This is a genomic window from Acidobacteriota bacterium (assembly GCA_026707545.1).
In the GTDB taxonomy this organism is placed as follows: Bacteria; Acidobacteriota; Thermoanaerobaculia; order Multivoradales; family Multivoraceae; genus Multivorans.
Genome location: JAPOWR010000005.1, coordinates 67,750 through 93,833 on the forward strand (window position 1 = coordinate 67,750; position 26,084 = coordinate 93,833).

The 26,084-nt window shown below is 69.2% G+C and carries 20 protein-coding genes and 2 tRNA genes; 17 read left to right on the forward strand and 5 right to left on the reverse strand.

Going from position 1 to position 26,084, the window contains the following annotated elements; all coding sequences use genetic code 11:
• Positions 1–1,953 (reverse strand): SurA N-terminal domain-containing protein, encoded by a 1,953-nt coding sequence (locus tag OXG83_16365; protein MCY3966601.1) that lies wholly within the window; start codon positions 1,951–1,953, stop codon positions 1–3.
• A 63-nt stretch (positions 1,954–2,016) separates the two neighbouring features.
• On the opposite strand from OXG83_16365, the gene OXG83_16370 reads away from it, so the two are divergent.
• The 10 genes from OXG83_16370 to OXG83_16415 are packed head-to-tail and all read left to right on the forward strand — an operon-like array spanning position 2,017 to position 13,513.
• Positions 2,017–3,033, forward strand: coding sequence for a rod shape-determining protein (locus tag OXG83_16370; protein ID MCY3966602.1), 1,017 nt, complete (start codon positions 2,017–2,019; stop codon positions 3,031–3,033).
• Between the two features lie 38 nt (positions 3,034–3,071).
• The gene (locus tag OXG83_16375; GenBank protein MCY3966603.1) at positions 3,072–3,914 is read left to right on the forward strand and encodes a rod shape-determining protein MreC; all 843 of its coding nucleotides are present in this window, start codon (positions 3,072–3,074) and stop codon (positions 3,912–3,914) included.
• On the forward strand, positions 3,898–4,416 hold the full coding sequence (gene mreD / locus OXG83_16380; GenBank protein MCY3966604.1) for a rod shape-determining protein MreD: 519 nt from the start codon (positions 3,898–3,900) through the stop codon (positions 4,414–4,416). The genes OXG83_16375 and mreD overlap by 17 nt, the downstream gene beginning before the upstream one ends.
• A 13-nt stretch (positions 4,417–4,429) precedes the next feature.
• Positions 4,430–6,232, forward strand: coding sequence for a penicillin-binding protein 2 (gene mrdA / locus OXG83_16385; GenBank protein MCY3966605.1), 1,803 nt, complete (start codon positions 4,430–4,432; stop codon positions 6,230–6,232).
• Complete coding sequence (gene rodA, locus OXG83_16390; GenBank protein ID MCY3966606.1) at positions 6,213–7,328, forward strand: rod shape-determining protein RodA; 1,116 nt, start codon at positions 6,213–6,215, stop codon at positions 7,326–7,328. The genes mrdA and rodA overlap by 20 nt, the downstream gene beginning before the upstream one ends.
• 43 nt (positions 7,329–7,371) lie before the next feature.
• Positions 7,372–8,790 (forward strand): Rne/Rng family ribonuclease, encoded by a 1,419-nt coding sequence (locus OXG83_16395; protein MCY3966607.1) that lies wholly within the window; start codon positions 7,372–7,374, stop codon positions 8,788–8,790.
• 44 nt (positions 8,791–8,834) lie between these two features.
• On the forward strand, positions 8,835–11,009 hold the full coding sequence (locus OXG83_16400; protein MCY3966608.1) for a hypothetical protein: 2,175 nt from the start codon (positions 8,835–8,837) through the stop codon (positions 11,007–11,009).
• 14 nt (positions 11,010–11,023) lie between these two features.
• Positions 11,024–11,821 (forward strand): ABC transporter permease, encoded by a 798-nt coding sequence (locus tag OXG83_16405; GenBank protein ID MCY3966609.1) that lies wholly within the window; start codon positions 11,024–11,026, stop codon positions 11,819–11,821.
• A 1-nt stretch (position 11,822) separates the two neighbouring features.
• On the forward strand, positions 11,823–13,202 hold the full coding sequence (locus tag OXG83_16410) for an ABC transporter ATP-binding protein (protein ID MCY3966610.1): 1,380 nt from the start codon (positions 11,823–11,825) through the stop codon (positions 13,200–13,202).
• Positions 13,199–13,513, forward strand: a complete 315-nt coding sequence (locus OXG83_16415) for a DUF3467 domain-containing protein (GenBank protein ID MCY3966611.1) — start codon at positions 13,199–13,201, stop codon at positions 13,511–13,513. Before OXG83_16410 ends, OXG83_16415 begins: the two co-directional genes overlap by 4 nt.
• Here OXG83_16415 and OXG83_16420 read toward each other — a convergent pair.
• The 4 genes from OXG83_16420 to OXG83_16435 form a co-directional block, all read right to left on the reverse strand.
• Positions 13,506–15,278 (reverse strand): long-chain fatty acid--CoA ligase, encoded by a 1,773-nt coding sequence (locus OXG83_16420; GenBank protein MCY3966612.1) that lies wholly within the window; start codon positions 15,276–15,278, stop codon positions 13,506–13,508. The two genes, OXG83_16415 and OXG83_16420, sit on opposite strands and share 8 nt — an antisense overlap.
• A gap of 22 nt (positions 15,279–15,300) precedes the next feature.
• Entirely contained in the window at positions 15,301–15,978 is a 678-nt protein-coding gene (locus OXG83_16425) for a YggS family pyridoxal phosphate-dependent enzyme (protein ID MCY3966613.1), read from the reverse strand.
• A gap of 41 nt (positions 15,979–16,019) precedes the next feature.
• The gene (locus tag OXG83_16430) at positions 16,020–16,760 is read right to left on the reverse strand and encodes a hypothetical protein (GenBank protein ID MCY3966614.1); all 741 of its coding nucleotides are present in this window, start codon (positions 16,758–16,760) and stop codon (positions 16,020–16,022) included.
• Between the two features lie 27 nt (positions 16,761–16,787).
• Positions 16,788–16,860, reverse strand: a tRNA-Ile gene (locus OXG83_16435).
• 132 nt (positions 16,861–16,992) lie between these two features.
• Here OXG83_16435 and OXG83_16440 point away from each other — a divergent pair.
• From OXG83_16440 to pckA, 7 genes are all read left to right on the forward strand, one after another.
• The gene (locus OXG83_16440; protein ID MCY3966615.1) at positions 16,993–17,784 is read left to right on the forward strand and encodes a hypothetical protein; all 792 of its coding nucleotides are present in this window, start codon (positions 16,993–16,995) and stop codon (positions 17,782–17,784) included.
• 175 nt (positions 17,785–17,959) lie between these two features.
• Positions 17,960–18,169 (forward strand): 30S ribosomal protein S21, encoded by a 210-nt coding sequence (rpsU, locus tag OXG83_16445; protein MCY3966616.1) that lies wholly within the window; start codon positions 17,960–17,962, stop codon positions 18,167–18,169.
• A gap of 42 nt (positions 18,170–18,211) precedes the next feature.
• Complete coding sequence (locus OXG83_16450; protein ID MCY3966617.1) at positions 18,212–20,695, forward strand: Smr/MutS family protein; 2,484 nt, start codon at positions 18,212–18,214, stop codon at positions 20,693–20,695.
• Positions 20,696–20,720: 25 nt separating this feature from the next.
• Positions 20,721–22,517 (forward strand): DNA primase, encoded by a 1,797-nt coding sequence (gene dnaG, locus OXG83_16455; protein ID MCY3966618.1) that lies wholly within the window; start codon positions 20,721–20,723, stop codon positions 22,515–22,517.
• A 9-nt stretch (positions 22,518–22,526) separates the two neighbouring features.
• A complete protein-coding gene (rpoD, locus tag OXG83_16460; protein ID MCY3966619.1) occupies positions 22,527–24,251 on the forward strand; it encodes an RNA polymerase sigma factor RpoD in 1,725 nt (574 codons plus the stop codon).
• Positions 24,252–24,345: 94 nt separating this feature from the next.
• A tRNA-Asn gene (locus tag OXG83_16465) sits at positions 24,346–24,420 on the forward strand.
• Positions 24,421–24,484: 64 nt separating this feature from the next.
• Positions 24,485–26,074, forward strand: a complete 1,590-nt coding sequence (gene pckA, locus OXG83_16470; protein MCY3966620.1) for a phosphoenolpyruvate carboxykinase (ATP) — start codon at positions 24,485–24,487, stop codon at positions 26,072–26,074.
• The last annotated feature ends 10 nt before the right edge of the window (positions 26,075–26,084 follow it).

Below are 26,084 nucleotides of genomic sequence, written 5' to 3' on the forward strand. Positions count from 1 at the left end.
TCAGGTTCCGGCCGCCTCGGTCTCTCCGAGACCGAAGTTCTCGATGAAGTCCTTCGTGTAGCTGACGCCGAGCTCTTCTCGCAGGCGTCCGAGCACGGATTGCAGCATGCTCAAGGTGCGTTCGGCCAGGAGCTCGTTCCGGGTCGACGCCGGATCGAACTGCAGCGGGTCGAAGGACTGCCGTTCCGTGACCTCGAACAGCACGCCGCCGAACGGCGTGTCGACCGGGCCGCCGAACTGGCCCGCGGAGAGACCGAAGACCTCCCGGGAGAGGTCGGGCGCGGCGCCCAGGGCTCCGATCGGCTGCCGCAGGCCGAAGCTGCCGCTCTCCTCCACCGTCGCGTCGAACTCGTTCGCCGCGTCGTCCAGGCTCAGTCCCCCGTCCAGCCGCTGCTTCGTCTCGGTGAGCGCGGCGGTCAGCAGTTCGTCCTCCTTCTGACGGCGCAGCGCGTCGCGTACGTCGACCTCGACCTCCGCGAACTCGGCATCGCGCGGTGGCAGGGCCTCCAATAGCGAGAGGAGAGCCCAACCGGCCGCGATCCGGACCGGCTGCGACCACGCGCCGGATTCCAGGCCGAACGCCTCCGAGGAGAAGTTGAAGTTGCGGCCGACGCCGGGAACGGCGTCGGCCTCGGCGAACGGCTCGGTGACCTCGAAGCTGAGACCCTCGGCGGCGGCCAGTTCACGGGCCTCCGTTTCGCCCTCGAAGGGCTGGTCCGCCAGCCTCCCGGCGAGAGCGTCGATGCGGCTCCGGCCCTCCTCCTCCGCCCTGGTGGCCAGGAGCTGGACGCGGATCAGGTTGCTCACCTCCTCCAGGGTCTGCCGCCCACCTTCCCTGCGGTCGTGAACCAGGATCAGGTGGTGTCCGGTGCGGGGTCCGAGCTGGTTCTCGATCGGACCGACCAGCTCGCCGCTGGCGGCACCGAAGGCCGCGTCCTCGAAAGCCGCTGTCATCGCGCCCCGGCCGAAGTAACCGAGGTCGCCGCCGTTCTCCCTGTTCGCCTCGTCGTCCGAGTGTTCGGCGGCCAGCGCGGCGAAGTCCTCGCCCGCCTCGATGCGCCGGCGCAGGTCGTTCAACTCCGCGCGGGCCTGCTCGCCGCTGCGACTCGCGGTCTCGAGCAGGAGGATGTGGCTGGCCCTCACCTGTTCCGGCACTTCGAACTGCGCCGTGTTGTCGTCGTAGTACCGCCGGACCTCTTCGTCCGTCACTTCGAGTTCGGCCCGGACCGTGTTCGTGTTGACCAGGAGGTAGCCGACCCGTCTGCGCTCCGGCAGCCGGAAGTCGTCCCTGTTCTCGTCGAAGAAGGCGGCGGCCTCCTCGGCGGAAGGTTCGGCATCCGCCCCATAGCGGCTGGCGGGAACCTGGATGTAGCGGATGGCCGCCCGCTCGGCGGCGTCGCGAGCCCGCCGTTCGACTTCGGCGTCGGAGACGTGGGCGACCTCGGTCAGGGCCGCCTGCAGCTTGCCCACCAGGAGGGACGTACGCAGCTCGGCCTCGAACTCGTCCACCGTGTAGCGGGCCCTGCGCAGGGCATCCTGGTACTGGCGGGCGCCGACGAAGTTGCCGGCGGCGTCGGTCAGGGCGGGTATCGAGAGGATCTCCTCCTGCAGCTCGTCGTCGCTGACCGTCAGTCCCAGCCGTTCGGCCTCCCGGGTGAGGAGGCGGTCGTTGATCAGGGCTTCGAGCGTCTGCACGGGCAACTGCAGTTGATCGGCGAGGTCCGCCGTGTACGCGTCGCCGTAGATCTCCCGGTAGCGGTTCTCGGCGTTCCGGTAGGCGCGCTCGAACTCGCTGAAGGTGATGTCCTCCCGGCCGACCTTGGCTGCGACCTGGTTGATCTGGGTGCCGTCGAGCGCCTGAAAGTCCGTGAAGACCAGCAGGACGAACACTCCGGCGAGTCCGATCGCCAGCGGGTAGAAGCTCTTGATGTTCTTTCGGATGACGTTCAGCATGGCGGTGGCTCCACTGCCGCGTGCGCAAGCGGTGACGATGGTAACAGGATAAGGTTCGCCCCGATGCGCTTCCTGCATTGGTTCTCCAGCGATCTGGCAATCGACCTGGGGACCGCGAACACGCTCGTGTTCACCCAGGCGAACGGCATCGTCGTGCGCGAGCCGTCGGTCGTGGTCGTGAACAACCAGAGCAACCGCATCGAGGCGGTCGGCGCCGAGGCCAAGGAGATGCTGGGCCGCACGCCCGGGATCCTGGTGCTCGTGCGGCCGATGAAGGACGGCGTGATCGCCGACTTCGAGATGACCGAGCAGATGCTCAAGTACTTCATTCGCAAGGCCCATCACGGCTGGCGTTTCGCCCGCCCGCGGATCGTGATCGGCGTGCCGTCCGAGATCACTCCCGTGGAGAAGCGCGCGGTGCGGGAGTCGGCCATGAGCGCCGGCGCCTCGGAGGTCTTCCTGGTCGAGCAGGCCATGATGGCCGCGATCGGCGCCGGTCTGCCGATCACCGAACCGACCGGCAACATGATCGTGGACATCGGAGGCGGCACGACCGATGTCGCCGTCATCTCGCTCGCCGGGACGGTGTACAGCCGGTCGTTGCGGGTGGCGGGCAACGCGATGGACGACGCGATCGCCCAGCACCTGAAGAAGGAGCACAATCTCCTGATCGGCGAGCGGACGGCAGAGGGAATCAAGGTCGAGATCGGCTCCGCGTTTCCCCTCCAGAAGAAGATGCACATGAACATCACGGGGCGCGACCTCGTGAAGGGCGTGCCGCGCAGTCTGAAGGTCTCCGACGGAGAGATCCGCGAAGCGCTGGCCGAGCCGGTGTCCGCGATCGTCAATTCGGTGCTTCAGGCCCTCGAACGGATGCCGCCTGAGCTTTCAGCCGACGTGATGGACAAGGGCATCGTGCTGTCCGGCGGCGGAGCTCTGCTCCACGCTCTCGACCAGCGCCTGCGCGAGGCGACGGGACTGCCGGTCTTCGCCGCCGAGGATCCGCTTGCGTCCGTCGTTCTCGGCACCGGCCGGGCACTGCGGGACATCGATCTGCTGCGAAGGGTCTCCGTTCGCTAGCGCAGGCTCCTAGGCACGAAGAGCTAAGGTCTTCCTGGATGAGCGAGCGCCGGGTCGCGATCGTGTTCGGCGGCGTCGTGGTCTTCCTGCTGGCGTTGCTCACGGCTCAGGAGCCGCAGAGGGCGGGGGACCTGGCGCTCTGGGTCGAGGGCCCGGTCAAGCAGTTCGTCGCCGCCGTTGCCGAGACCGTGGACCGCGTCCGCCGGGGTCGGGTTGCCCGGGCCGAGATGGAGCGCCAGAACGTGGAGTTGCGGGCGCGCGTCCGCGAACTCGAGGCGGCCTACGCAGCCAGCGTGGGCGCCCGTCTGGAGAGCGACCTGGTCTCGAAGCAACTGCGCTACGAGCCGCCCGCGGATGCGGATCTCCTGTTGGCGGATGTCGCTTACGTCGATCACCACTCCTTCAGGCGGACCGCGATCCTGCGCCTCCCGGCTGGCGCCAGGCGGGAGGACTGGTCGCGGAAAACCGTGACGACGGCTGAGGGCCTGCTGGGACGGGTCGTCTCGGCCGGCGGTGGCTATGCCCGGGTGCTGCTGGTCACGGACCGGGACTCCTCGGTCGGCGCCATGGTCGAGCGTACGCGTCGCCAGGGCATCGTCCGCGGTACGAGGGAGGATCCCGGCGTGCTCTCGCTCGTATTCCTGCCGCTGCAGGTCGACGTGCGCCCCGGGGACCTCGTGGTCACCGCGGGCATCGACGGCGTCTTCCCGCGCGGCATCCCGATCGGCACGATCACTTCGGTCGAGTCCGACGGCGACCTGTTCCACGCCATCAAGGTGGTTCCGAGCGTCGATCTGGGATCGCTCACGCATGCGTACATCTGGCGCCACGACCCGGTGCCCGAGGTGTACATGGACGGCGGGGATGGCGTCAGCCGGTAGGTTCGCCGGTGCTCTGGCGGCGGTCGCTCTCGTCGAGGTCCTGCTGGGTGAAGTGGTGCCGGCCGCGGCGAATGTCGTTGAACTGTTCGTGCTGCTGGTCGTCCTCACAAGCCTCAGGGGGAATTCGCTTCACGGTCTGACCGGCGGTCTCGCGGCCGGTCTGGTCCAGGACACTCTCACGGCCTCGCTCTTCGGTCTGCACAGCCTGGCCTGCTGTGTCGTCGGCTACGCGGTCGCGAGAGCGTCGCAGCGGATCCTGACGAACCAGCGCATCGTGGCGGGACTCCTGATCGCGGCGGGCGTGATGGTGCATCAGGTTCTGGTGATCGGCCTGCTCACCGTTCTCGACATTGCCGACGTCGACCCCGACTTGCTCGTCGTCCTCTCACGGGCTCTCCTGACGAGCGCGGTGGGCCTGGCGTACCTGTGGCTGGCCCGGCGACTGCGAGAGTGGGCCCTCAGGCGGCGTACACTGGCAGCGAGACGACTTCGTTCGAAGTAGCCCGGAGGCAACGGTGAACCTGGAAAGCCCTGGCCACGAACACAGTGCGGATCGCGTGCTGCTGCTGATGGCGACCCGCCTGAGGTGGCTCGTCGGGTCTCTGGCGGTCGGTTTCGCCGTCGTTCTCGGTTCGTACTGGTACTACCAGGTCGTTCGCGGGGAGCACTACGGCCGGCTGGCGGAGAACAACCGCCTGCGGATCCTGCGGCTGGACGCGCCTCGCGGGTTGATCTACGACCACTCCGGTCAAGTCCTGGTTGAGAACACACCGACTTTCCGCCTGTTGATCGTGCGGAACCGGAGCGCCGATCTGGAGGCGAGCCTGGCGTTTGCGGCCGACATTCTCGGCCACGACGACAGCAGGGAGCTGGAGCGTTCGCTCGAGCGCTACCGCGGCGTCGGTTCGGACGTCCCCGTGCTGCTGGCTGAGGAACTGGAACTGAACCAGGTCGCACGCTTCGAGGTGTCGGTCCTGGAGCATCCGGAGTTCGAGGTCTCCGCTTCGAGGCGCCGCCTCTACCGGTACAGCGACCAGACCGCGCATCTCCTCGGGTATCTCAGCGAACCCACGGCGGCCGAGCAGGATCGGGATCCCACCCTGGTCGCGGCCGACATGATCGGCCGCAGCGGCGTGGAACGCCTGCGGGACCGCGCACTGCGCGGCACGGCGGGCGAACGCACGGTGGTCGTCGACAGCCGGGGTCGGTTGGTGTCCGACGAGGATGTCGACCGGCTCGACGCGGTGGCCGGCGAGTCCGTCCAGCTGACCGTCGACCTCCGACTACAGCAGGAAGCGCAAAGCCTGCTGGTGGACAAGGTCGGCGCGATCGTGGCTCTCGATCCCAGGGACGGCGCGGTGCGGGCCATGGCCTCCTCGCCTTCCTTCGATCCGAACGGCTTCGCCGGTCGGCTCAACCAGGAGGATTGGGAGCGGATCGTCGGCGCGCCGAACAGACCTCTGCAGAATCGGGCCATCCAGAACACCTACCCGCCGGGATCGGTGTTCAAAATCGTCATGGCGGTGGCGGGTCTGGCGGAGGGCCTGATCGATGCGGAGGAACGGATCTGGTGCGGGGGCGCGACACGGATCTACGACCGCCGCTGGCGCTGCTGGCAATCGAGAGGTCACGGTCGCCTGAATCTTCGCGGCGCCCTTCAGAACTCCTGCGACATCTATTTCTACCGGCAGGGCATGAAGATAGGGATCGAGACGATCGCCCGCTACGCCCGCCGGTTGGGGCTCGGTGAGCCGACGGGTATCGAGTTGCCCGGCGAGCGGGAAGGACTGGTGCCCGATTCCGAGTGGAGCCTGACGAGCCGGGGGCTGCCCTGGTATCCCGGTGAAACGATTTCGGTGGCGATCGGCCAGGGACCGCTGCTGACCACACCGCTTCAGGTGGCGGTGATGACGGCGGCGGTCGCGAACGGGGGCTTTCTGGTGCGGCCCTTCGTGTTGGCGGGTGGAGCGCGGCGGCCGGAGCCGATCGGCCTCGATGACGAGGTCGTGGCCTTCGTCGCGGACGCGCTGGCCAATGTCGTGGAGGCGGGCACCGGCCGCAGCGCCAGGAACCCGGTCGTGACGGTCGCGGGGAAGACCGGCACCGCGCAGGTCATCGCTCAGGAGACCTGGACGCGATCCGAGGACCTGCCGTTCGAGCACGGGGACCACGCCTGGTTCACGTCCTACGCTCCGGTCGCTGCGCCGGAACTGGTCGTCGTCGTGTTCGTGGAACACGGAGGCCGGGGTTCCGAGGTCGCGGCGCCCCTGGCCAGGCGGATGCACGAGAGCTACTTCGGTGCTTCTCCCCAGACCTGATCCCTGGCTCCAGGTCCGGCGGCTGCGGGCCGTCTCGTGGCAACTCGCCGGCGCGGCGCTGGCCCTGTCGACGGTGGGTCTGGTGGTGATCTCGAGCGCCTCGGCCGAACTGCCGGCCGACTACGTCTCGCGCCAGTCGCTGTGGATCGCTCTGGGCGTGGTGGTCATGCTCGTAGCCGCCCTCGTCGACTACAACGTCCTGCTTCGGTACGCCATCTGGATCTACGTCGTGGCCGTGTTGGTGCTGGCGGCAGTGACGTTCTTCGGCCACGAAGCCGGTGGTGCGCGCAGTTGGATCGGGATCGGCGGTCTCGGCGGCCAGCCGTCGGATTTCTGCAAGATCGCGACGGTTCTGCTGCTGGCGCGGCGGCTGGCGGAATCCCAGGCTCCCGTTCCTCCCCGCGGCGGCCTGTGGGTCACGGCAGCCATCTGTGCGCTTCCGGTGCTCCTGATCGCGCGCCAGCCCGACATGGGGGGCGCCCTGATGTTCGTGCCCGCGCTCGCCGCGATGGCGGTCGTCACCGGCGTCAGTCTGCGTTCGGCGCTCGTCGCGTTCGGCGCGGCTTTGGCGCTCGTGGCCGCCCTGTGGGTGTTCGCTCTGCCGGACTACCAGAAGACGCGTGTCCTGAGTTATATGCAGCCCCAGGCGGATCCCCTGGGATCGGGTTACCAGGTGCGTCAGAGCCGGATCGCGGTCGGATCGGGGCAGGCCCTGGGCAAGGGCTATGGCGAAGGGACGCAGTCGAACCTGCGCTTCCTGCCGACGCCGCACACGGACTTCGTGTTCGCGGTGCTGGCCGAGGAATACGGATTCGCCGGCGTCACGCTCGTCATGGCGCTGTTCCTCCTCTACCTGGGTAACGGTGTCCGCATCGCGCTGTCGGCCCGGGATCCGGCAGGTCTGCTGCTGGTGGTCGGCCTTCTGGCCTTTCTCACCGGCTACGTTCTCTACAATACGGCGATGGTGGTCGGATTGCTGCCGATCACGGGCATACCGCTGCCCTTCCTGAGCTACGGCGGTTCCTTCATGCTCTTCTGCTGCGCGGCCACGGGGCTGATGATCGGCCTCGACCTGCGGCGGTTCGTCAACGTCTGATCAGTCCGGTACCCGCTGCGGACAAGTCGGTCTTCCACGTCGTATGGACACAGAGCTTCTGGTGGAGAGCGATCCGCTCCAGACGCGGGTCGCCGTCGTCGAGTCCGGCCGGTTGGCGGAACTGCTGATCGAGCGCCGCGGGCGCCGCGGTCAGGTCGGGAACCTGTACAAGGGCCGGGTGCGCCGCGTGCTCCCCGGCATGAGAGCGGCGTTCGTCGACCTGGGACTCGCTCGTGACGGCTACCTGTGGATCGAGGACTGTTTGCCGCGTCGCGGCCAGGACCTGATCGTTCAGGTCACCAAGGATGGACTCGCGGGCAAGGGAGCGCGGATCACCACCCAGATCACGCTGCCCGGCCGCTACCTGGTGCTGACGCCGACCGCGGACCGTGTCGGCGTCTCGAAGCGCATCGTCGACGACGAAGAACGGGATCGCCTGAAGCGACTGGCATCGGCCGTATGCGACGACGACAGCCCCGCGCTTGGGTGCATCGTGCGGACCGCGGCGACCGGCGCGGCCGAGGAACAGATCCGGGCGGACTACGCGGCGCTCCTGGCGGTCTGGCGGCGGCTCGAGGAGCGGGCGGCGGCCGTGCCCGCGCCGGCCCTGCTCCAGCGGGAGGACGAGCTGGACCTTCGTGTGATCCGCGACCTGTTCTCGGTCGATTTCGGGGCGCTGCTGGTCGACGGAGCCGACGCCTACCGGCGAATCGCGGAGTACCTCGAGCGGGTGCAGCCGGAGCTCGTCGACCGCGTCGAGCGGACCCGGAGAGGCCTGTTCGAGCGCTACCGGATCGACGACCAGGTAGAAGCCGCGTTGCGCGACCGCGCACCGCTTCCGTCCGGCGGCTACCTGGTGATCAACCAGACCGAGGCGCTGGTCGCGATCGACGTGAACACCGGCCGGGACGTGGGCTCCGCGGACTTCGAAGAGACGATTCTCAGGACGAACCTGGAGGCGGTCGTGGAGGCGGTGCGCCAAATCCGGCTGCGCGACCTGTCCGGCATCCTGGTGATCGATCTGATCGACATGGAGCGCGAGGACCACCGCGAGCGGGTGTTCGTCCGCCTTGAAACGGAGCTGAAGCGAGACCGCGCCAGACACAGGGTGCTCGACATCTCGGAGTTCGGCCTGGTCCAGCTGACCCGGCGGCGCAGCCACGCGAATCTGGAGACGTTGCTGACCAGGGACTGCCCCTACTGTCAGGGGGCGGGCCGGATCAAGTCGGTTGCCACGATCTGTCTGGAGTTGCGGCGGAGCTGCCTGGCCCGGGCCAGGGCCGGGGTCCGTCAGTTGGCGGTGCGGGTCCACCCCGAGGTCCTGGAGGGTCTGCGCGGCACCGAGTCGGCGGTGCTCGACGGCCTGCAGGGGGCGTTCGAAGCACCGGTCATCGTTCAGGCGGACCCGGAGTTGCATCGCGAGCACTTCGTCCTGGCCGAACTGGTGGGGGAGCGGGCCTGAACTCCGAGGCGGACGGGCCGGAACTCCGGTTCGAGTTCGACGGCGTGACCGGCGCCGTCGACCCGGGGGCCGCGGGCGACCTGGATGCCGACTTCGAAGCGGCTCTTCGCCGCCTCCTCGATCCGGCGAACGCCGGCCGCAGTCTGCACTGGGGCCGGAGCTACCTGTACGAAGGCTCGTGGCAGCGGCGCCGGGACGGGGGCGAAGTCGCCGTCGTCGTCAAGCAGTTCCGTCACGACGACCTGCGGGCGAGGCTTCGCCGACGCCGCCGGGGCAGTCGGGCGCGGCTGAGCTTCCATGCCGCGCGCCGGCTCCGGGGTCTCGGCATCCCGACGCCGGAGCCGCTGCTCTACGCGGAGTCGACGGCCGTGGAGGGTCCCGCCTGGTTCGTGTGCCGGCGGGTGCCGGAGGCCGTGGAACTGCGGTACGTGCTCAGGGCTCTGAACACCGGCGAAGGCAAGGTGCGTTTCCCCGGGATCGACGGAGCGGTCCTGCTGCGGCGGGTCGGCGCTCTGGCCGCGGAACTGCACCGGCACGGCGTTTGGTTCCGGGATCTGACCTCCGGCAACGTGCTGCTGTCGGGACCGACCACGGATGCCGAGCTGTACCTCGTGGATCTGAACCGCGCCCGCTTCCGGGGACGGCTGTCGGTGAGCCAGCGCCTGCGGGATCTCAGCAGGATGCCCGTGTTGCGCCCGGCGGATCGCGCCGAATACCTCCGCGGCTACCGCCCCGCCGGGCTGCCGCGGTTTCAGCAGCTCTGGTTCGACCTCTACCACCACGGTTTCCGTCTCAGGATCCGGTCCAAGCACGGTGCCCGGCGGGGTCTGCGCCGCGTGGCCGACCTGCTCCTGCCGCGCCGGCGCGCGCACCCTCACGTCCCCGGCGCGGACACGGCCGCGAAGGCTCAGGAACGGGCCGTGTGGGATCCGCTCACCGACCAGCCCCACCAGCACGCAACCCGCCGTCAGCGCCTCGGGATCCGTCTGCGCGACGCGGCCCATCATGCCCGTCCGCTGCTTCGCGCCGCCGGACCGCTGCTCGGATCGATCCTCGAGGCGAAGCGCGTTCGGCGCCGGGTCGATCGACTCGCGGAGAGGATCCCGTTCCATGGCCTCGGTGTGGCGGTCGGTCCTGATTCGGCGCCGGTTGGCGACCTGGTCGAGGCGATCGACGATCTCGGCGTCGACAGCGTGTTGCTGCGCTTCCATCTCTGGCGGGATCTCCACGGCGACCTGCTGGAGTTGGCGGAGATCCTCGCCCGGGCGGAAAGGAGGCCGGTCGACCTGGTGTTCCAGTTGAGCCAGGACCGGTCGCTCGTGCGGGACGGCGAACTCTGGCGACGGCGCGTGGAGGAGGCCGTCGCCGCGCTGATGCCGTTCGGGCAGAGCTTCCTCATCGGCCAGGCGCCCAACCGGAGCAAGTGGGGCGTGTGGAGACCTGATGAGTACTGGAGTCTCCTGGCTGCCGGCGCGAGAGCCGTGCGGGCAGCGGAAGGGGACGCCTGCGTTCTCGCTCCCGCGGTCATCGACTTCGAACCGCACGCGACAGCCGGACTGGCGCACTCGGGGCTGCCGGAGCACCGGTTCGACATCCTGGCGAGTCAGCTCTACGTCGACCGGCGGGGGGCGCCGGAGAACCGCCAGCTCGGCTTCGACCTCGCCGGCAAGCTGGCCCTGCTGCGAGCCCTGGCCCGCAGGGCGCCCGACTGCGCGTCGGATCGAAGCTGGGTCACCGAGTTCAACTGGCCGCTCCGGGAAGGGCCCCACGCACCGGCCGGCCGCGATGTCGCCGTCGACGAGGACACCCAGGCCAGCTACCTCGTCCGCTACTGCCTCGAGGCACTGGGAACCGGCCTTGCCGAGCGTGTCTTCTGGTGGCAGTTGGCGGCGGCCGGCTACGGGCTGATCGATCCCCGTGGCGGTGCCCTGCGCCGGCGGCCGGCTTACCTTGCCCTCCGTCAGCTCCAGGGCGCGTTCGCGGGCGCCGGGGTCGAACGTCTGAGGTTGCCGCCGGGAGTGCGCGGCTACCGGGCGCTCCGGCCCGGTCGGGAGATCCAGGCGCTGTGGACGACCGACCGCCGTGGCCGCTCCTTCCGTCCCCCCGTCCGCGTGCGCAGGGCATGGGACCGCGACGGCGAGGAGTCGGATTCCGCCGACGTTCCGCTCGGCCCGGCTCCGGTCTACTTCGAGTGCGAGCGCCGCCAAAGCCGGACGTAAGATGACTTCGGGCGATGATCGAAGTGGCTCGATGTCTGATTCGCTACCGCGGCCTGGTCTGGACGCTGGTGTTGCGGGAGCTTCGCGCGCGCTACCGGGGCAGCGTGCTGGGCTTCCTCTGGTCCCTGATCAACCCGCTGCTGCTGCTTGCCGTGTACTCGTTCGTCTTCAGCCAGATCCTGCCTCGCGACGTGGTCTCGGTGGAGCCCTACGGCGTCTTTCTGGTGACGGGCCTCTTTCCCTGGATCTGGGTGTCCACCTCCCTTCTGGAGGGCTGCTCGTCCCTGACCGGCAACAGTGCGCTGATCCGCAAGGCGGTGTTTCCGGTCGAGGTGCTGCCCGCGGTGGCGGTGGTGGCGAACCTCGTGCACTTCCTGCTCGCGCTTCCGATCGTGGCCGTGGCGCTGATCCTGAGCCGGCTGCTCGGCTATCCGGTCGCCGGCTGGACCTTCGTGCTGTTGCCGGCCGTCCTGTTGATCGAGGTGGTCGTGGTGGCGGGCCTCGTCTTCGCGCTGTCCGCGGTGAACGTCCACTTCAAGGACGTTCGGGACCTGCTCGGCAACGTCCTCGTGCTGGCCTTCTTCATGGCGCCGATCATCTACACGCTGAGCGACATCCCTCCCCGGTTGGCCCAGCTGGTGCAGTTGAACCCGTTCACGTCCTTCACGGTGGCGATCCAGGATCTTCTCTTCTTCGGGCGCCTGCCGGTGACCGGGGACTGGCTCGTCATGGCGGTGATCGCCGTCGTGTCGTGGGCCGTGGGCGCCAGCCTGTTCGCCCGCCTGAGCGACACCCTGGCCGAGGCGGTCTGAGTTGCCCGCGCCGGCAGTCGTCCTCCGCGGCGTGGGCAAACGCTACCGGCGCGAGGCCGGCGGCTACCGCCTGCGGACGCTGAAGAGCGCGCTGCTCGAAGGCAGCCTGACGAGTGGGCTGGGCGCGGCCGACGCGGTCGATGCGCTCGAAGACGTCAGCTTCGAGGTCGCTGCCGGCGAGGCGGTCGGCGTGATCGGCGGCAACGGTTCGGGCAAGTCGACGCTGATCAAGCTGGTCGCCGGCCTGTTGCGCCCGACGGCCGGCGAGCTCGCTGTGAACGGCCGGGTGGCGGCCCTGATCGAGCTCGGCGCGGGTTTTCATCCCGAGATCTCGGGTCGGGAGAACATCTTCATCAACGGCGCCCTGCTCGGGCTGAGCCGGCGCCGGCTCGAAGAGCGCTACGAGGACATCGTGGAGTTCGCGGGCCTTTCCGACTTCATCGAAGAGCCGATCAAGAACTACTCCTCGGGCATGTACGTCCGCCTCGGCTTCTCGGTCGCGATTCACACCGACCCCGAGATCCTCCTGGTCGACGAGGTGCTGGCGGTCGGCGACGAGGAGTTCGTCCACCGCTGCATCGCCCGGATCGAGGAGCACCTTGCCGGGGGCGGCACGCTGCTCTTCGTGAGCCACTCGATGGGCCTGGTCGAGGAACTCTGCGACCGGGCCGTCTGGCTGGATCAGGGGCGTCCCCGGGCGATCGGTTCGCCGCGGCGCGTGATCGACGCGTATCTCGAGGACGTGGCGAAGCGCGAGGGCGAGGCCCATGACCGTCGCCGGGCCCTCGACGTCCAGCAGGAGCAGTCGCCGCCGGAGGAAGAGGAGGCCGCCGCGACGGCGCCTGCCGCGGAGGAGGAGATCCCGCGCTGGGGCTCCGGCCAGGCGAGGATCGTTGGCGCGCGCCTGCTGGCAGGGACCTCGTCCGAGGAGCGCTATCACGTGCACTGCGGGGAGGCGGTGGCTTTCGAGCTCCAGGTGGAGCCGCGAGAAGACCTCGACGACTTCGTCTTCGGAGTCGGGGTCAAGACGCCCCGCGGTGTCGACTGCTGGGGCACGAACACGGATCTCGCCGGCTACGAACCGTTGCTGCTTCGCGGTCCGGTGCGGGTACGCCTGGTCTGCCCGGAACTGCGGCTGGCGCCTGGCGAGTACACGGTCGATCTCGCGGTTCACGCGCGCGACGGTAGAGCGTACGATTACCGTCGCGGAGCGTTCAGGTTCACGGTGGCCGAGAGTTCCGCGCTCCGAAGCATCGGTCTCTACCTGCCCGACCATGAGTGGCAGGTCGAGGCGCTCCCCGGCGGCGGCGCCGACGGGGCGGCTGCCTTACCAGCGGCGATCGACTGGCTTGCACCCAGTGACTCACGGAGGATGGAATGAGCGAGCGACCCAAGGAAGAGCAGGGCGATCTGGATTCGTCCTCGTCGATCAACGTCAAGATCGGCGACGCCGAACTGAAGGGGGCGTACTCCAACCTGCTGCGCATCACCCATACCCGCGAGGAGTTCATCCTCGACTTCATCAACGTGGTGCCGCCCCAGGGGATCGTCAGCGCCCGGATCGTGACCAGCCCGGGGCATCTCAAGCGGATCATCCGCGCCCTCGGGACGAACCTGCGGCGCTACGAGGAAGTCCACGGCGTGATCGAGGAGGCCCCCGATCCGACGGAACAGTCCGGCCGCGTCAACTGACGCGCTGGCTCTTGAGGTACATCGACGCGATCACGTCGCGGTAGCGTTCGCTGACGATCTTCCGGCGCACCTTCAGGGTGGGCGTGATCTCACCCTCCTCGATCGTCAGCTCGCGCTCCAGCAGCCGGAAGCGGCGCACCCGTTCATGGGCCGGCAGGAGTGCGTTTGCCCGGTCGAGCAACCCCTGGACGATCTCCTGCAGGCGCGGGTCCTCGCGGAGCTCGGCCGGGTCCATGCCGGCGAACGGCGCCGGCGGCTCGGCGTAGTTCGGCACGACGAGGGCGTTGAGGTACGGGTAGCCGTCGCCGACCACGACCACCTGCGCCACTGCTGGATGCGTGATCAGCATCTGCTCGATCGGCTGGGGCGCGACGTTCTTGCCGCCGCTCGTCACCAGCAGGTCCTTCTTGCGGTCGGTGATGTAGAGGTAGCCGTCGTCGTCGAGACGGCCGATGTCGCCGGTGTGGAACCACCCGTCCTGATCGATCGCCTCCGCCGTCGCGTCGGGTTTCTTCCAGTAGCCCTCCATCAGGCCTTCGGTGCGGGCCAGGATCTCGCCGTCGTCGTCGATCCTGAGTTCGACCCCGGGCGCCGCCATGCCGACCGACCCGCGGCGCGTGGCGCCGGGGTACTCGACGGCCAGCACCGGCGCGGTTTCGGTCAGGCCGTAGCCCTGGTAGAGGCGGATGCCGATCGCGTCGAAGAACGCGGCGACTTCGTCGGCGATCGCGGCGCCGCCGGAGATGGCGAACCGCAGCCGACCGCCGAAGCGTTCCTTGATCTTGCTGAACACCAGACGGTCGGCGACCAGGCCCCGGAGCCGGGCGCCGCCGCGTTCGGCCCGCCGCCGGCCGACCCCGAGCGCCCAGTCGATCAGCCGGCGCCGGAGCCGCGGCTGGCTCGCGAAGGTGCCCTGGATGCGGACGTAGGCGCTCTCGTAGAGCCTGGGCACCGAGCACAGGACGGTCGGTCGAACGACCGGCATCAGGCCGGCGACGCGCTCGATCGCCGGGGAGTAGTGGATCGACACCCCGAGGTAGAAGAACAGATAGTCGACGGTGCGCTCGAAGACGTGCGAAAGCGGCAGGAAGGAGAGGGCCTGGTCCTCTTCGCCCAGCTCGAAGAGTTTCTCGCAGGCGAGGAGGTTCGAGACGAAGTTCCAGTGCGACAGCACGACGCCCTTCGGGTCGCCGGTGGTGCCCGAGGTGTAGATGATGCTGGCCGTATCGCTCCTGTCCACCCGGCCGCGGAAGGCCTCGAGGTCCGTGTCCGCGGCCAGCGCCGGATCGCCGATCAGCGCATCGAGGGTCGTGCCGCCCTCGGCCGCCGCGTCGGCGTCCATCGCGACCAGCCGCAGGCCCTGCCGCTCCGTCCCGCCTTCGCCCTGGCCGTCGGGGGCGAGACCGGCCAGCAGGTCCCGTTTGGCCCTGTCGTCGTAGAAGACCCACTCGGCGCCGCTGTCGAGGAGGATGTAGGCGACCTGGGCCGCCGTCAGCGTCGGGTAGATCGGCACCGGCACGGCGCCCAGCAGGTGGCACGCGAAGTCGACCACGTGCCACTCCGGGCGGTTCGTCGCGAACAGTGCGATGCGATCTCCCTTGGCCACGCCGCGCGACTCGAGCGCCAGGGCCGTGCGGCGGACGCTGTCCGTGAAGTCCGCGGCGGACAGCGACTCCATCCGCCGGTGGCGGCGGATCGTGAGCAGGCCCTCGCGGTGGCCGTAGCGCTCTGCCGAGAGCAGGAGGAGATCGGAAAGGGTTTCCAAGGACGTAGACGCTAGCACTCCGCTAGCGCGGCGGGCGCGGTCCGAACAGCGCCGATCCGATCCGAACGTGGGTGGCGCCCTCGAGGACGGCCGCCTCGAAGTCCGCGCTCATCCCCATCGACAGCCATCCTTCGCGCTCTCCGAACAGACCGTCGCGGCCCAGTTCGTCGCGCAGGCGCCGCAGGGCCGCGAAGTCGCGCCGGGCATTCCCGGGGTCGCTCCGACGCGGAGGAATCGCCATCAGGCCGCGGATCAGCAGGTGGTCGAGTTGCGCTAGCCCGAGCATCGTCCCGGTGTCCTCGGGCAGGAAGCCGTGCTTGCTCGGCTCGCGCCCGATGTTGACCTCGAGGAGGCAGGTCCGAACACCGCCTTGCCGATCCCGGAGCACCCGATCGAGCCGCCGCGCCACCTTCACCCGGTCGACCGCCTCGAACACGTCGAAGACACGGCAGGCCCGCGGGGCCTTGTTCGTCTGCAGCGGTCCGATCAGGCGCCACTCCACGTCGTCGTGGCCGGCCTCGCGCAGTGCCGCGCGATGCGCTTCGCCCTCCTGGACCTGGTTCTCACCCAGGATCCGCAGGCCGGCGTCGACGGCTTCGAGGATGCGCTCCAGGGGTTGCCGCTTGCAGGCGCCGACCAGGCTGACCTCAAGCTCGCCTCGGCCGGCGCGGCGGCAGGCCTCGGCGACCCGCCCGGTCAGTGCCGCATAGCGTTCTGCCGTCGTGCTCCGCGGCGGCTTGCTCAGTCGGACTCTCCGTCGTCGAGGTAGAGGATCCGCTGGCAGGAGTCACACGGCACGATGGCCCCCTGGGTCTGGATCTGCAGCACGACCTGGGGTCTGATCCGGTAGTTGCAGAACGAGCAGTGCCGGATCGGGGCCCTGGCGCTTTCGATGACGCGGATGACGGCGAGCGGGGCGCCGCCATGGCGATCGAACAGACGCTGATACTGCTTCAGCGCCGCGGGGGGCAGGCGCTCGCGAAAGACCTCGATCCTGCCTTCCAGCACTTGAACCCGTTTCCGCATCGCGGGCTTCTGTTCCTCCCAGGCGGCCAGAGCCTCCTGGTACTGCTGGTCCAGGGACTCGAAGGCTCCCCGGAGTTCGTCGAGCCGCGCGGCCGCCACGTCCTGCTGCTCGAGCGCCAGAAGCGCCCTGTCGTCCGCTTCCCGCATCTGGGCGCGGACCGTGTCGATCTCACTCAGGAGGGCGCCGTACTCGCGCTGCGTCGTGACGCGGGAAATCTGTTCCTGGTAGCGGTCGATGCTGTCCTTTCCGGCCGCCCTCTCCGCTTCGGCGGCCCGGCGTTCCAGTTCCGCCTGCCGCTGCTCCTCTTCCAGCTCCTCGATCTCGCTGCGGCTGGTCTCGTACTGATCGTGAAGTTCCTGCATCGACTCGGGAACCCCGTCGAGCAGGGTGAGGCTGCGTGTGAGTTCTACGCTTGCCTCCTGAAGTTCTACGATCGTGTCAAGGACTCTTTCCATTCAGATTCGTTCCGGAGCTGCGCGGTATGGGTCCACCTGGATTCGAACCAGGGACCTGCCGGTTATGAGCCGGATGCTCTAACCGCTGAGCTATGGACCCTTCGGACCCGAGCGCAGTGCCGCAGTATAGCCCCACCCACCGGCCCACGATCGCGCGGCTACGCCGCCCTGCGGCGGGTCGCCTTGGGGTATACTCGCGGGTACGCAAGTCGCGAGCCAAGGAGGCGCCAGGATGTCGAGAATCACTCCGCTCAGGCGGCCGGATTGGGCGGGCTTTGCCGCCTCGATCGCCGTCATACTTCTACTTGCTTCCGTCACTGCATGCGGTCCTTCCGAGGAGGAGCGCACGGCTACGGCGAGAGCCGAGGCATGGGCCGAACTGGAGGAAGCGCAGGCTGCCCTGAATGCCAAGCGGGGTGAGCTGGAGCAGTTGCGCGCGCAGGCCGCGGCGCCCGGCGAAGACGAAGATGCCGAAGCGCTTGCCGCTCAGGTCGAGGCGCTGGATGAAGAAGTCGGCGGCGACGGGGAGGCCTTGCAGCAGAAGCTGGTCAACTACATCAACGAGGCCGAGTGGGAACTCGGCGGGGAGATGAACGAAGAGCAGCGCCTGGCCTTCGGGATGATGTCCGGCGAGCAGATGTACCTGGCCCAGGAGTACGTCGTCAAGGGCGGCGACTACCGCCGGGCAATCGACATCCTGGAGGCTGCTCAGAGAAACGATCCGGACAACCCCGACCTCGTGGCGAGGATCGCCGAGTACCAGGAAGCCCGCTACGTCACCCCCGAACGGCTTGCCGACGTCAAGCGGGGAATGACCGAGGCCGAGGTCGAAGGCGTCCTGGGCAAGCCCTTCCACAGCTACGTGCGGAGCTTCTCGGAAGAGAACGTGTTCGCCTGGTTCTACCCCAAGGACCCCGAGGAACACGGAGCCGGCGCCGCCGTCGGCGTGTTCTTCAACGAGAGCGACCGCAAGGTCTACCGCACCGACCCGAACGCGGTCGAGGGGAAGGACGAGGAGGAGTAGCGCGCGGCGATTCCCCGCGCGCCGGAGGCAGCGGACGTGCGGCCCCGTCCTTGACGGCGGAGGGTCGGCTGGTGCACAATCCGCCGTTCCCGGGGGTGTCGTGCGTCGGTGCCCCACGGGTGAATCGAGTTCGGCTTCGGGCCTGACTCACCAAGGAGAGGACGGATTCCTGGCTATGCCGGTTGTGCAGGTACGCGACGACGAGAGCTTCGAGAATGCGCTTCGCCGCTTCAAGCGGAAGTGCGAGAAAGAGGGCATTCTGACCGAGCTCAAGAAGCGCCAGCACTTCGAGAAGCCCTCGGTCAAGCGCAAGCGCAAGGTCATGCAGGCGCGCAAGAAGATGCTGCGCAAGCTGGCCGAGGAACGCCGCGCCGGTCTGGCCTGATCCGCACCGCGCACCGGCGCGGAGCGACTGCCGGGCGGGGTCTTGAGTTGCTGCAACAGCGCGACCTCCGAGGCGCTGGAGTTTCCGGCGTTGCTCCGCGTGGTGGCGGGCCTCGCGGTGACCGATGCCGGCGCGCGGGCGGTACGGGCCATTTCTCCGGGCTCCGACCCTTCTGAGATCGAGCTTCGCCGGATCCGCTACGCCGAGATCGCCCGGGAGCTGGCGGAGGCCGGCGCCCTGGTGCCGGTGCTCGATCAGGAGCTTGTGGGCCTGCGGCGCCAGTTGGAGAGCGACGGTCGCGGGCTGGGAGGCTCGGCTCTGCTCGGCCTCGCGTCCGTGATCGAAGCGTGCGAGGAGGTGCTCGATCGGCTGGGGGACCACGAAGAGACGCCGCGGGCCGCGGCGGAGGTCGAATCGCTCCGCGCCCTGGAGGCCGGCGCCGGGGAGGGCGCCGGATCCGGCGAACCCATCGGTTGCGCGGCCCTGGCGGCGCGCCTGCGCCGCGCCCTGGACCGTAGCGGCACGGTGCGGGACGACGCGTCGCCCCGGCTCAGGGCGCTGGTGGGGGATGGACGCCGCACCCAGGCCCTGGTCGAGACACGGATTCAGGCCTACGCGAGGGAGCACGGCCACAAGCTGGCGGACGACTCGACGCCCCTGCGCGGCGGCCGGTTCTCCGTGCTGCTGCCCTCCGGCAGCCGGGGTCGTCTCGCCGGCCTGGTGAGAGGTCGCTCGGCCTCGGGCCGCAGCTTCTACTTCGAACCCTCCGAGGTGGTGGAGGGCAACGACGACCTGGAGCGGATCGCCGCCGACACGGAGATCGAGCGGGCCCGCATCCTTGCCGAGCTGGTTCGCCAGGTGCTGGCACTGACCCCGGCGATCATTGCCAGGATCGACTTCCTCGCCGCGGTCGATGCGTCGCAGGCAGTGGCACGCTTCGCCGCCGTGGTCGGCGCCGGGCTGGCCGGCACCGCACCTCCGGAGCCGAACGCCGAGGCCACGGCGCTCGAGATCCGCGGCGCCCGCCACCCGCTGCTCGATCCGCGGCTCGCCGACCTGAGAGAGGAGACGCTTGGCGCCGCCGGCAACCGGGGCGAGGTGGTGCCGCTCGACCTGGCGCTGGACGAACACCGCACGATGGTCCTGACCGGACCCAATGCCGGTGGCAAGACGGTGGCGCTCAAGACCGTCGGCCTGCTCTGCCTGATGACCCAGGCCGGGCTACCCGTGCCGGCGGCGCGCGACAGCCGGTTTCCGATCTTCGACCACCTCGTCGCGGTGGTGGGCGACGACCAGAGCGTCCTGGACGAACAGTCGACCTTCAGCGCCCGCCTGCTGCGTCTGCGAGAGGTCTGGCGGCACGCCGGACCGCGCACGCTGGTCCTGCTCGATGAGGTTGGCGCCGGAACGAATCCGGAAGAGGGGGCCGCGCTCGGGATCGCTCTGCTCGAAGGGCTGGTCGAGAGCGGCTCGCTGGGGATCCTGACGACTCACCTGACCCAGCTTGCCGCCGCCGCCCTCGAGTCCCAGGCCGCTTCCTGCGCTGCGATGAGCTTCGACCCGGAGAGTGGCATGCCGACCTACCGGCTGGTCATCGGACCGCCGGGAGGCAGCCGCGCCCTGGCTCTGGCGCGGCGGCTCGGCCTGCCGGCGGCCTGGCTGGAGCGCGCCGAGCACTTTCTGGGCTCGGAGCACCAGCAGTTGAGACGGGTGCTGGAGCGCAATGAGCGGCTCCGGGAACGTCTGGTCGCGCGCGAAGGGGAGCTGGACCGGTTGACCGCCGAGACCGAGGCGGAGCGCGGTCGCCTGGAGGTCCGCCAGGCAGCGCTGCGGGCGGCCAGGAAGAAGCTGAGCCACGCGATCGGGCGGGAGGTGGACAGCCTGCGCCGCGCGAACCGCCGGCGCCTGGATGAGGCGCTTGCGGAGTTGGCGGCGCAGCCTCGCCCGGGCAAGCGGGCCTTCGCCCGGGCCGCCGGCCGTCTGCACCGGGAACTCGACCGCGATGCGGCCGCGTCGGCGAGCCGCGTTCCCGGCGGCGCCGGGGAGGAGGATCCGGAACCCGCTGCGCCGCCCGAGCGGCCGGGTCCCCTGGTGCCGGGGGCCCAGGTGCGTCACGACTCGCTCGGCTGGGTCGGGGTGCTCCAGGAAATCGGCGGCGATCGGGCCACGGTCCTGGTGCGGGGCAAGCGGGTGCGGACGGCTGCCGCGGCGCTTCGGATCGTCGCGACGGCGACGCCGGCCGCGTCGTCGCGGGTACGGGTCCGGGCGTCTTCCGCGCCGGCGGTCGAGTCGGAACTGATGCTGATCGGTCAGATGGTCGAACCCGCGCTCGATTCCCTGGACGTCTACCTCGATCGGGCCCTGGCCTCGGGCCGCGAACGGGTGCGGGTAGTGCACGGCCATGGCAGCGGACGCCTGCGCCGGGCCGTGCGTGAGCATTTACGCGGACATCCGGCCGTGGCCGGTTTCGATCCCGCGCCGCCGTCCGCGGGCGGCGACGGCGCGACGGAAGTGCAATTGCGCTAGCGCCGCCGCTGTAGCATGAGCGGTCGTGCAGCGGCGCTCCAGGCTTACCGACGAGGCGCTGGACGCCGTGCGCGAGGCGGTCGACATCGTCGACATCGCCAGCGAGCACACGAAGGTCGAGCGCCGGGGCCAGCGCTTCGTCGCGCTCTGTCCCTTCCACAAGGAGAAGACGCCGTCCCTGTCGCTCGATCCAGAGCGGAAGCTCTACTACTGCTTCGGCTGCGGCGCCGGCGGCGACGCCCTCGGCCTGCACATGGAGCTGACCGGAGACAACTTCGCCACGGCGGTCGAGCATCTGGCCAACCGCTACGGGATCCCGTTGCCGCGGGCGGCGCCGGCTCCCGGCGAGGACGAACGGGCGGACCGGTCCGAGCGCATTCAGGCCGCGCTCGATGCCGCCTACGCGTTCTTTCGCGCCAAACTGCGCACCGAGGCGGTGCCGCAGGACTACCTGCGCCGGCGGAAGGTGCCGCCGGAGTTGATCGCGCGGTTCGGCATCGGCTTCGCGCCGGATGGATGGCAGGCGCTGGTCCAGGATCTCGGCCGGCGCCTGAAGATGCCCGACCTGGAGGCCGCGGGCCTGGTCGCGCGCAGTCCGAAGAACCCGGATCGCCCGTACGACCGGTTCCGGAACCGGCTGATGTTCCCCATCCGGTCGCCGTCCGGCCGTCTGCTGGCGTTCGGCGGCCGCACCCTGGGCGACGACCAGGCGAAGTACGTCAACACGAACGAGACCGACCACTTCCGGAAGGGCACCCTGCTCTACGGTCTGGACGTGGCCCGCCGCGGCATCCGCGAGCAGGGCCGCGTCCTCCTGGTGGAGGGCTACTTCGACGTGATCGGCGCCGTCCTTTCCGGCATCGACTGGGTGGTGGCGAGCATGGGAACCGCGCTCACCGGACAACAGGTGCGCCTGCTGGCCCGGTACACGGACGAAGTGGTCCTGGGCTACGACGGCGACCGGGCCGGCATCGAGGCTGCGCGCAAGGCGGCGTCGCTGATGCTGGAGGCCGGTCTGGTGGTCCGCCGAGCCCGTTTCCCGGCCGGCCAGGATCCGGACTCGCTGCGGCTCGACGAGGGGCCGGAGGCGGTCCGCGGCATCGTCGACGAGGCGCGGGACGCGGTGGAGCTGGAGATCGATGACTTGCCGAGCCGGGGCCAACTCGATCCCCGCCTCAGAGCCCGGGAAGCCGCGCGAGTCCGGGTGCTGATCGACCGGGTCAAGGACCGGATCGCGCGCCAGGGGTACTTCGAGCAGGCAGCCGAGCGGTTGGGCGTCAAGGTGGAGGTGCTGCTGCGCGAGTCGGCAGCCGCGGTAGAGCGTCCGCGGGATGCCGGCGGTGAGCAGGCGCCGGCGGCTCGAAGGCCGCCGACCACATCTTCGATCGAAGAGCAGGTGTTGCGGCTGATCATCGCCGCCCCGTCGCTCGAGGGCATCGACTGGCCGGACGCGGACGCCTTCTTCGATCCGGCTCTGCGCGCCATCTACCGAGCTGTCCGGCAGCAAGTCGAGGCGGGCGTTGACCCCATCGACTCATCGGCCCTGGTCACGGCGCTTGGGCGGCGCTCCGACGCCGGTAACGGGACCGATGTACCTGTTGACCGCATCGCCGGCCTTTTGTTACAACGGTCGTCTGCCTTTCTTGAACCGGAACTCCGAATCAGTCTCGCCGAGCTGGGTCGGCGCTTCGCCAGACAGCGACTCCACCTGCTCGCTCGGGAGATCAACCGCGCCCAGCGCGAGGGTGACACGGAGGCTCTGCACCGCAAGATCGAAGAGAAGCAGAAGCTCAGTCGTGCCCTGTACCGCCCGAGAGATTGAGGGCGTGTCATGGCCCTGAACATCGCAGCCGTCGAGCCCGGTCCGGCCGAGCCGATCGAACACCGACACAGCTCGGTTCGCAACGTCTTCGCCCTCGGCCGCGAGAAGGGCTACCTGCTCCACGACGAACTCCAGGATCGATTGCCGGACGAGCTCCTCGCCGAATCGAGGGAGATGGACGAGGTCAGGGTTCGCCTGGGGGCGCTTGGCGTGGACCTGATCGGTCGGCCGGCCGTGTACCTGAACGCGGTGGAGCCGGACCCCGCACCGCTGCTTTCCGGCGTCGAACGGAAGGAACCGGAGCGGCCCACCTTCGTCAGCCAGGATCGGACGACGGACCCGGTGCGCGTGTATCTGCGCGAGATGGGACGCGTCGAACTCCTCGACCGCGAGGGCGAGGTCGAGATCGCGAAGCGAATCGAACGCGGGGAGTGGATCGTCTTCGAGGCCCTGTGCGACAACCCGGTCGTGCTCAGGGAACTCCTGCGGATCAACGAGCTGGTGCGGCGCGACCGCCGGTTGATGCGCGAGTTGCTGACCGACGGCGGCGCCAACCTGGACGAGAACGCCAACAATCGGATCGCCAGGAATCTGGCCATCTTCCAGGCGATCGACGAGCTCGACCGCAAGGTGCGCCGGCTGCGGCGCCAGGGTGATCGCTGCCGCCGCGGCGGGGAGCGTTTCCTCGAGATCGAGCGCGAGATCGACCGCACCGCGGGCAAGATCACCGAGCAGATCCGCTCGATCGAGCTGACCGCCCAGACACGCGCTCGCCTGGTCGAGATCCTCAAGCAGATCTACGCCGAGATCTCGCGCCACGACCGGGACATCCGCCGCGCGCACATCGCTCTGGATCGGGAGCGCGACAGCGAACTCGGCGCGCTGCACCGGCGTCGAATCGAGAAGTACCGCGCCCGGCTCCGGGCCGCGGAGGAGCGCTACGGGACGACCCTCGGTCAGGTCACCGCGACGCTGAACAAGGTCCGGCACGGCGAGGCGATCTGCGAGCAGGCTCGCTCCGAGATGATCCTGGCCAACCTCCGCCTCGTGGTTTCGATCGCCAAGAAGTACACGAACCGGGGCCTGCAGCTGCTGGACCTGATTCAGGACGGCAACATCGGCCTGATCCGCGCGGTGGAGAAGTTCGAGTACCGCCGCGGCTACAAGTTCTCGACCTACGCCACCTGGTGGATCCGTCAGGCGATCACGAGAGCGATCGCGGACCAGGCGCGGACGATCCGTATCCCGGTCCACATGATCGACACGATCAACAAGCTGACCCGCACCAGCCGGGCGATGGTGCAGGAACTCGGCCGGGAGCCGACCGTGGCGGAGATCGCCGAGCGCATGGACATGGATGTCGTGCAGGTGCGGGAGATCATGAAGATCGCCCTGGAACCGATCTCGCTCGAGACGCCGATCGGCGAGGAAGCCGACTCCCATCTCGGCGACTTCATCGAGGACAAGAACGCGGTCTCGCCGCTGGACGATCTGGTGTCGAAGGGACTGAGCGAACAGACCGCGGAGGTGCTCCAGACGCTCAGCCCGCGGGAGGAACTCGTGCTCCGCATGCGCTTCGGCGTCGGCGACGGCGCTGAGTCGACGCTGGAGGACGTGGGTCGCTCGTTCAACGTGACGCGCGAGCGGATCCGGCAGATCGAGTCGAAGGCACTGCGCAAGCTCCGGCACCCGAGCCGGTCGCGGCGCCTGCGGGCCTACCGCAACCTGCTTTGACGCGCCCCGGGCCGCGGCGATTGACAGGCGGCTCGGACTCCCTCAAGATCACCACCATGTCGCCCGCCGCTGTTGCCTGGAGCCGGCGGATTCTTCCTCGGTAGCTCAACGGTAGAGCGTTCGGCTGTTAACCGAAATGTTGGGGGTTCGAATCCCTCCCGAGGAGCCACGGTTCGCGGCTTCGCCGGTGACGCGGGAATGCCTCTCGCGCCGGGTCGCGTGAGGTAGAAGAGATGGCCGACGTATCCCGGGAGTTCCTGACAGCCTGTCGGGGCACTGTCCATTCACGCCTGAGCGTGGCTCGGCTCTACGAGGAGGCGGTGCGGCGGGGCGAGGCGGCCATCGCCGCCGAGGGGCCGCTGGTGGCCTCGACCGGGGAGCACACCGGCCGGTCGCCGAACGACCGGTTCATCGTGCGCCGAGCGCCTTCGGCGGACGTGGTGGACTGGGGCCCGGTGAACAGGCCTATCGATCCGGAGCACTTCGACCGCCTCCATCGCAAGATGCTGGCCGCCGCCGCCGAACGGGACCTGTTCGTGTTCGATGGTTTCGCCGGCGCCGATCCGGCCTGCCGCCTGAGCGTGAGGGTGATCAGCGAGCGCGCCTGGCACAGCCTGTTCGTCCGCAACATGTTCCTCCGCGCGGCGAACGACGCGGAACTCGAGGACTTCAGGCCCGACTACACCGTCGTCGACATCCCCAGCGTTCTGGCCGACCCGGAGACCGACGGCACGAACAGCACGACCTTCATCGCTCTCGACCTGGAGCGGCATCTGACCCTGATCGGGGGCAGCGAGTACGCCGGCGAGATGAAGAAGTCGATGTTCAGCGTGATGAACTTCCTGATGCCGCAACGCGGTGTGCTGAGCATGCACTGCAGCGCGAACTACGGCGCGGACCCATCGGACTGCGCCCTGTTCTTCGGCCTCTCCGGCACCGGCAAGACGACCCTCTCGGCCGATCCGGAGCGCACCCTGATCGGCGACGACGAGCACGGCTGGTCCGACCACGGCATCTTCAACATCGAGGGCGGCTGCTACGCCAAGGTCATCCGGCTCGATCCTCTGGGAGAACCGGAGATCTACGCCACGACACGGCGCTTCGGCACCGTGCTCGAGAACGTCGTCTTCGATCCCGAGACGCGGGAGCTCGATCTGGACGACGACTCCCGCACCGAGAACACCCGCGCCAGCTATCCACTCAGCCACCTCGAGCACGTCGACGTCGGTGGAAACGCGGGGCATCCGACGTCGGTCGTCTTCCTGACCTGCGACGCGTTCGGCGTACTGCCGCCGATCAGCCGCCTCGACGAGTCGCAGGCGATGTACCACTTCCTCTCGGGCTACACGGCGAAGGTCGCCGGCACCGAGCGCGGGGTCACCGAGCCGGCGGCGACCTTCAGCGCCTGTTTCGGCGCCCCGTTCATGCCGCTGCCGGCGTCGGCCTACGCGCAACTTCTGGGCGAGAAGGTGCGGCGTCACCGCGTCGCCGTCTGGCTCGTCAACACCGGCTGGACCAGGGGGCCGTACGGCCAGGGAAGCCGGATCAAGCTCGCCTACACCCGGCGCATGATCCACGCCGCGCTCGACGGCAGCCTGACGGACGTCCCGACGCTCACCCATCCCGTCTTCGGTCTCGCCTACCCCCGGGCGATCGACGGCGTGCCGAGCGACGTGCTCGATCCGCGGCAGAGCTGGGGCGACCCCCAGGCCTACGATCAGTACGCGCGTCGGCTGGCGCGGATGTTCAACGACAACTTCGAGGGTCTGGGCGGCAGCGCCTCGGAGGCGGTGCAGGCGGCCGCTCCGCGCGTCGCGGTGTAAGGAGAGTCGG